The organism is Pedobacter sp. 01T416_2, from assembly GCF_056398925.1.
This window is the reverse complement of the sequence record NZ_JBFTQI010000368.1, coordinates 1-5,787: the sequence shown is the minus strand read 5'-3', so window position 1 is coordinate 5,787 and position 5,787 is coordinate 1. Positions and strand designations below refer to the sequence as shown.

5 protein-coding genes are annotated in these 5,787 nt (G+C 34.8%); 1 reads left to right on the top strand and 4 read right to left on the bottom strand.

The features are described from left to right. Both AC1DPQ_RS15705 and AC1DPQ_RS15700 read right to left on the bottom strand, forming a co-directional pair. Positions 1-2,145 (bottom strand): GumC family protein (locus tag AC1DPQ_RS15705; RefSeq protein WP_477610152.1); only part of this gene is annotated, 2,145 nt, incomplete at its 3' end. A 22-nt stretch (positions 2,146-2,167) separates the two neighbouring features. Continuing rightward, complete coding sequence (locus AC1DPQ_RS15700; RefSeq protein ID WP_477610150.1) at positions 2,168-2,926, bottom strand: polysaccharide biosynthesis/export family protein; 759 nt, start codon at positions 2,924-2,926, stop codon at positions 2,168-2,170. Between the two features lie 716 nt (positions 2,927-3,642). On the opposite strand from AC1DPQ_RS15700, the gene AC1DPQ_RS15695 reads away from it, so the two are divergent. Then, a complete protein-coding gene (locus AC1DPQ_RS15695; RefSeq protein WP_477610148.1) occupies positions 3,643-4,320 on the top strand; it encodes an acetyltransferase in 678 nt (225 codons plus the stop codon). A 66-nt stretch (positions 4,321-4,386) separates the two neighbouring features. Here the strand turns inward: AC1DPQ_RS15695 and AC1DPQ_RS15690 are convergent, their stop codons facing one another. Both AC1DPQ_RS15690 and AC1DPQ_RS15685 read right to left on the bottom strand, forming a co-directional pair. Further along, on the bottom strand, positions 4,387-4,776 hold the full coding sequence (locus AC1DPQ_RS15690; RefSeq protein WP_477585608.1) for a response regulator transcription factor: 390 nt from the start codon (positions 4,774-4,776) through the stop codon (positions 4,387-4,389). Positions 4,777-4,820: 44 nt separating this feature from the next. Then, positions 4,821-5,585: a DeoR/GlpR family DNA-binding transcription regulator gene (locus AC1DPQ_RS15685; RefSeq protein WP_131029794.1), complete on the bottom strand. Its 765-nt coding sequence runs from the start codon at positions 5,583-5,585 to the stop codon at positions 4,821-4,823. Positions 5,586-5,787 lie beyond the last annotated feature (202 nt).

Genomic DNA, 5,787 nt, shown 5'->3' with positions numbered 1-5,787 from the left:
GTAATTATACCGCACCAGGTAAATGCTTACATCGGCATATTCTGCCAAACTAAAGGCATCAGCCACCTGGCCAACCGGCGAAGTATCGATAATGATGTAATCGAACCTTTCTTTCAGTTCATTAAACAATAGATCCATCTTAGGACTCATCATTACTTCTGCAGGGTTTTCAGGCGATTGACCGCATCCTATAACCCAGATATTATCTGAAACACTGGTAGGTTTAATAATATCATCTAACACAGACTCACCAATTAAATAATCGGTTAAACCGTTAGTTTGTTTTAAACCAACTTTATTCAAGAGGTCAGGTTTTCTTAGATCGAACTCCAGTACAACAACTTTTTTATCAAGCATGCCTAAGGTAGTAGCCAGATTTACACTAAAGAATGTTTTACCCTCTCCTTTCATACTCGAAGTAACCAACATTACCTTATTCTCGATATTGTTAGACATCAGCCCTAAATTCATTCTGATATACCTAAACAACTCTGATATGGTAGAACGGTTGTCTTTTTGAAAAACAATGGTGCTTTTATCCAGGTTATGAGAAAGTTCACCAAGCATTTTGGCGCCGGTTAACTCAATAGTACTGGCATCCTGTACCTTATTGTTGAAAAATCCTTTTGCGTAAATTACTCCAGCTGGAACAAAAAAACCAAAAATGAATCCACACAGATATAAAAGTGGTTGTTTAGGGCTATTAGGAATAGTGTTGTAAGCCGGTTTATCTACCACCTGTGAAGTAGGAACGGTTGCAGAAAGCGATAATGCAGTTTCCTCTCTTTTTTGCAGCAAATACTTATATAAACCCGATTTTACACTTTGTTCACGGCTTCTTTCTAATAAGCCACGCTCTATAGTAGGTACAGATTTAATTTTATTATCGAATTGAGAGTAGTTGGCGCTCAGGTTGTTTCTTTCAATAACGAAACCTTGTTTAATACTAGATAAGTTTTCTAAGATATTGGTTTTTAAGGTTGCTATCTGCTCGTTAAGGTTGAGTACCAAAGGATTTTCTGCATTAGCGGTACGTAACATCCTATTTCTTTCCAGTTGAAGATCGTTAAATTTTGAAATCAACGAATTCAAAATCGGGTCTTTTAAGCCCATTGCACTTGGCGCCAGGTTATATTGGCTTTGTTTGCCTCTGAAATAATTTTCGATAGACCGTAATATCCTCAGCTGCACTGATGATGTTTCAAGTAACTGATTATACTCTCCTGAACGTGCAGCATTCATCTGCGCATCCATATTAACATCGGTAACACGATTTTGTTGTTTGTAGTTTTCTACGTCCTCTTCAGTACCTGTAAGATCTGCAACCAGGTATTTTAGGCGGTTATCGATAAATTTAATGGTATTACGGGCAATGGTATTTTTATTATTAACGTTATTGATGTTATAAGTTTCGATCAGATCGTTAAGAATATCAATTCCCCGCTGAGGAACCACATCGTTCAAACTAATGGTAATGGTATTGGCATCTTTAACAACCGGAACTATTTTTAATGAAACCAGGTTATAAGCCTCGGTCATTTTATATAAGTTTTTAAACTGAAGTCTAATTTTACCAAATTCGGTTTTATATGCTGGTCCCTTATCTATTTTAATCGCGTAGTTTTTGGTATTAATGGTATCGCCATACTTTACAATATTTGTTTTTAAGCTATCCTGAATGATGTAAGAGATTTCATCCAGATAAGAAACGTTAATTTTTCTTCCGTAAGCACCATTTTTTAAACTGATAGCAGTAACTACAAGTGGAGACGTTTTTCCGTAAAGCTCTTTTTCTCTAATCCCTTCTTTTTTAAAGTAGGCAGTTTCTAGATTTAGTTTTTTCAATACTTTAAAAATCAGATCTCTCGATCTTAAGATCTCAATTTCATTATCAACCGTTTTAACCGTTTGAAACATATTAAGATCACTAAAAGCGGTACTATTAGACATTGCTGCACCATTTTTATCATCAGAGATTAAAAGTGTGCTGCTCACTTTATATTTTGGTGGGGTAACGTATAGAAAAGCATATACGGCAGCCATAGAAATAATGATACTGATTAAGAAATAGTGCCAGTTTCTGGCAAATCTTGTCATAGTTTCTGCAAAATCTTTTGCGCCACCATTTGTACTTTGTTTAAGCATGATATAATGTTTTAAGAGACGTTTATCGACGAAGAACAGCTGTGATTAATACTGCAACTGCTGATATAGAAGCAATTACCACTGGCATAATGCGTGTATTGGGACTGTATTCAATCGCTTTTGATTTATCAGGCTCTACATATACGACATCGTTTTGTTTCAGATAAAAGAATGGAGAATCCATCACATCCTGATTGTTCAGGTTAAGTCTTTTCATGACCCTTTGACCATCCTGTTGTCTGATCACTAAAATATTTTCCCTTTTGCCATAAACAGTCATATCGCCCGCCATTCCTAATGCTTCTAAGAGGTTAATATTATCTCCCTGTACAGTGAAGGTTGATGGCCGGTTTACTTCTCCAATTACTGTTACTTTAAAATTGACCAACTGAACGTCAACTACCGGTTTTTTTACATATTTATCCAATTCTTTCGATATGGTAGTTTGTGCCTGCTCAATGGTTAAACCTTCCAGGCGAACGTTACCTACAACAGGCAGGTTAATCATTCCATCCTTACTTACCCGGTAACCTTCTACTTTATAATTGTTTTCAGCGCCTGCATTTTTGGTATTAACAGCAAATAAAACATTCGACTCCTGATTTAAGCTGTTTATGCTTACACTTAAAAGGTCGTTTTGCTGAATTTTAACTTCCTGACCTTGAAGCTTAACTTCGCTAGTTTGTTTGGCCAGGTTACTAAAGTATACAAGATCTCTTCTGGGAGCGCATCCGGTGATAATGCTTGTATATATTGCGATAAATAATATTACTTTCTTCATAGCTTAAGTAATGTTTAGTTTTTTGTTTTGATTTATTGAGAACTAAGCTATGCAATTAAGCGTCAATGTTTTATAGGCAGATTGGGGTTGTATTTAAATTGTATAAAATATGACCAGCATGCACAGCATTTTAAATACTGTGCTCATAAATTGCACATCATTTGTAAATTTTACAACGCGTAACTTGTATAATATTCGGCCTATATTTTTACTCAAAAAAGCCTGTTTTTTAGTGAGATCTTAATCGGTGAAACTCAAAAAACATCAGAAAATGTTTTAACATTTAAAAAAGCTATTTAATACTACAATTTATAGGGGGAATAAAATGATTTTATAAAATTTTAAAGAAAAGCTGCCGATTACCAAGGCTAGATTTACTGCTTAACCTATTATTTTTTCCTAACCAGGTAGTGAACAAGCCATGCTTCGCATATTTCTGTGCAAGCTGTTTTACAACACATTTTTAATTGTTTAAAAATACATTCTGCTTAACACGATTGAGTTTTCCTTAACAGCGATATGTTATTGGCGATCAAATCAGATAAAACGATTAACATAAAAGCAATATCCCTTTAAAGCAGCGCAAAAAGTAAAAAAATGCGCAACTGTGAAAGCTGTAAACAGGAATTAGCAAAATATGTACAGTATGCTTTAAAAAGGTTTAAAAGCCTGTTTTATGCATAAATTCGTTAGAAACCTAAAAACAAGAATTAAATATGAAAGTTATTATTTATGGAACTGGAAAAATGGCTGAGTTTATTTGTTACTCCTTTATGAATGACAGCGACTATAATGTTGTTGCCTTTTGTGTTGATGATGCGTATGTACCTCCTGCAGGAAGTATGCTATTAGGATTACCCATTTTAAGTCTCACCCAAGTGATTAAAGATTTCCCCCCAGAAACCCATAAAATGCATATTGCCATTGGTAGAAACAGTGCCAGGGAAAGCGTGTACCACAGGGTGGGCGAATCGGGCTATAGTTTTGCAAATTATATTTCATCGAAAGCCAACGTGTGGCCCGACTTGGTATTTGGACACAATACTTTTATCGATCAGTGCTGCGACATACAGCCTTTTGTAAGCATTGGTAATAATTGTATGCTTATCGGCGCGCGGATTGGTCATCACGCTACGATAGAAAACAATGTTCTGTTATCGGGCAATATCCTGGCAGGAAATGTAACCATTGGTAATAATTCTTTTTTAGGAATTAATTCTGCTGTAAAAGAAGATATTGTTATTGGCAGCCACAACATTATTGGCGCAGGCGTTTTTATAAACAAGAATACTGAAGATTACGCCATTGTTTCAAATGCAACAGTACCTCAACGCGTTGGCGATTCTAAACGTTTTGTGATGTTTAACAAAGCGCAAGATGTAAAACAGACCTAATAAACGCTATCCATAAAAAAAAGGGAAACGTTAATGTTTCCCTTTTTTATTAGGCTTAATTTTTAATTAAACTTTTGTTTTATTTTCAGCGCTTCGTTTCAGATGCGCATTAATACGCTCTAAAACATCATAAATATCAAAAGGTTTACTGATATAATCATCAGCAAATGCATCAATAGCTTTCTGTTCGCTATTATTCTGTGCAGACATTACGATAATTGGGATGTGTTTGGTAAAAATATCTGTTTTTAAATCTTCACAAATTTCTGCTCCGTTTCCATCTGGTAACATTACATCAAGTAAAAAAAGATCAGGCATTGCATCCTGGATATTTTTCTTTAACTCAGCAAATGATGATGAAAGCTGCAATTCGAAACCCTCATCTTTTAATAGAATTTCAATAACGTTTCTGATCTCTTGATCATCCTCTAAAATGTGTATTCGTTTTCTTTCCATGTTCAAATTATAATGTTTGGATTATACCGTTCGCGTGGAATGCGCTATACGATAGTAACAGTAACACCTAAACTCTCCAAATGTTTAACAATTTGTTCAGAAATTCCTTTATCGGTAATAATATGATCAATTTCTTCTAATCCACATATCTTTCCAAAGCCTCTTTTCCCAAATTTAGTAGAATCGGCAAGTACAATCGTTTTTTGTGATGCACCAATCATTTTGCGGTTTAAATGTGCTTCCATGGCGTTAGTAGTAGTTATTCCAAAATCAAGATCAATCCCATCAACACCTAGAAATAGTTTATTAAAATAAAAATCCTGCAAAACCTGTTCTGCATAAGCACCCATTACCGATGAAGAACTTTTCCTAAGCAATCCGCCCAATTGTATTACTTCAATACTAGGTTCGCGCATTAATTCGAGGGCTACATTTAATGCAGAAGTTACAACGGTTAAATTTGTTGCTGGCGCAATATTCTTGGCAAAATAAAGCACTGTAGTACCTGATGCAATAACGATAGAATCATTGTCATTTAACAATGCAGCAGCCGCAATACCTATTTTGTTCTTTTCTGTAGATTGTATTTTCTCTTTCTCATTAACCGGACGGTCTACCGTATATGGATTGTTTACAGTAGCCCCACCGTGGGTCCTAAACAATAGGCTCTTATCTTCAAGTAGTTTTAAGTCCTTTCTTATTGTTACAGACGAAACTTTCAACTCCTTACATAAATCGACTACATTTATGTATTGATCACGTTGCAGGCGACTTAATATAAACTGGTGCCTCTCAGCCAAATTCATCATAGTATATTTAATTAGCGTGCTGCAAATTAACAATAAAAACATTCTTTAAAATATTTTGCACAAATATTTAATAAATTTTTAACACACATATTATATTATTTCGATTATGATTTCTTATAATTGCGTATTGTTTCGTTTTATTATTTTTATAAATCTAAATGGGAAGATTACACCAGCATCACCTAACAGAAGACATAAATTG

Coding starts and splice junctions, on each gene's coding strand:
- AC1DPQ_RS15700 (WP_477610150.1), bottom strand. CDS start 2,926: ATGAAGAAAGTAATATTATTTATCGCAATATATACAAGCATTATCACC.
- AC1DPQ_RS15695 (WP_477610148.1), top strand. CDS start 3,643: ATGAAAGTTATTATTTATGGAACTGGAAAAATGGCTGAGTTTATTTGT.
- AC1DPQ_RS15690 (WP_477585608.1), bottom strand. CDS start 4,776: ATGGAAAGAAAACGAATACACATTTTAGAGGATGATCAAGAGATCAGA.
- AC1DPQ_RS15685 (WP_131029794.1), bottom strand. CDS start 5,585: ATGATGAATTTGGCTGAGAGGCACCAGTTTATATTAAGTCGCCTGCAA.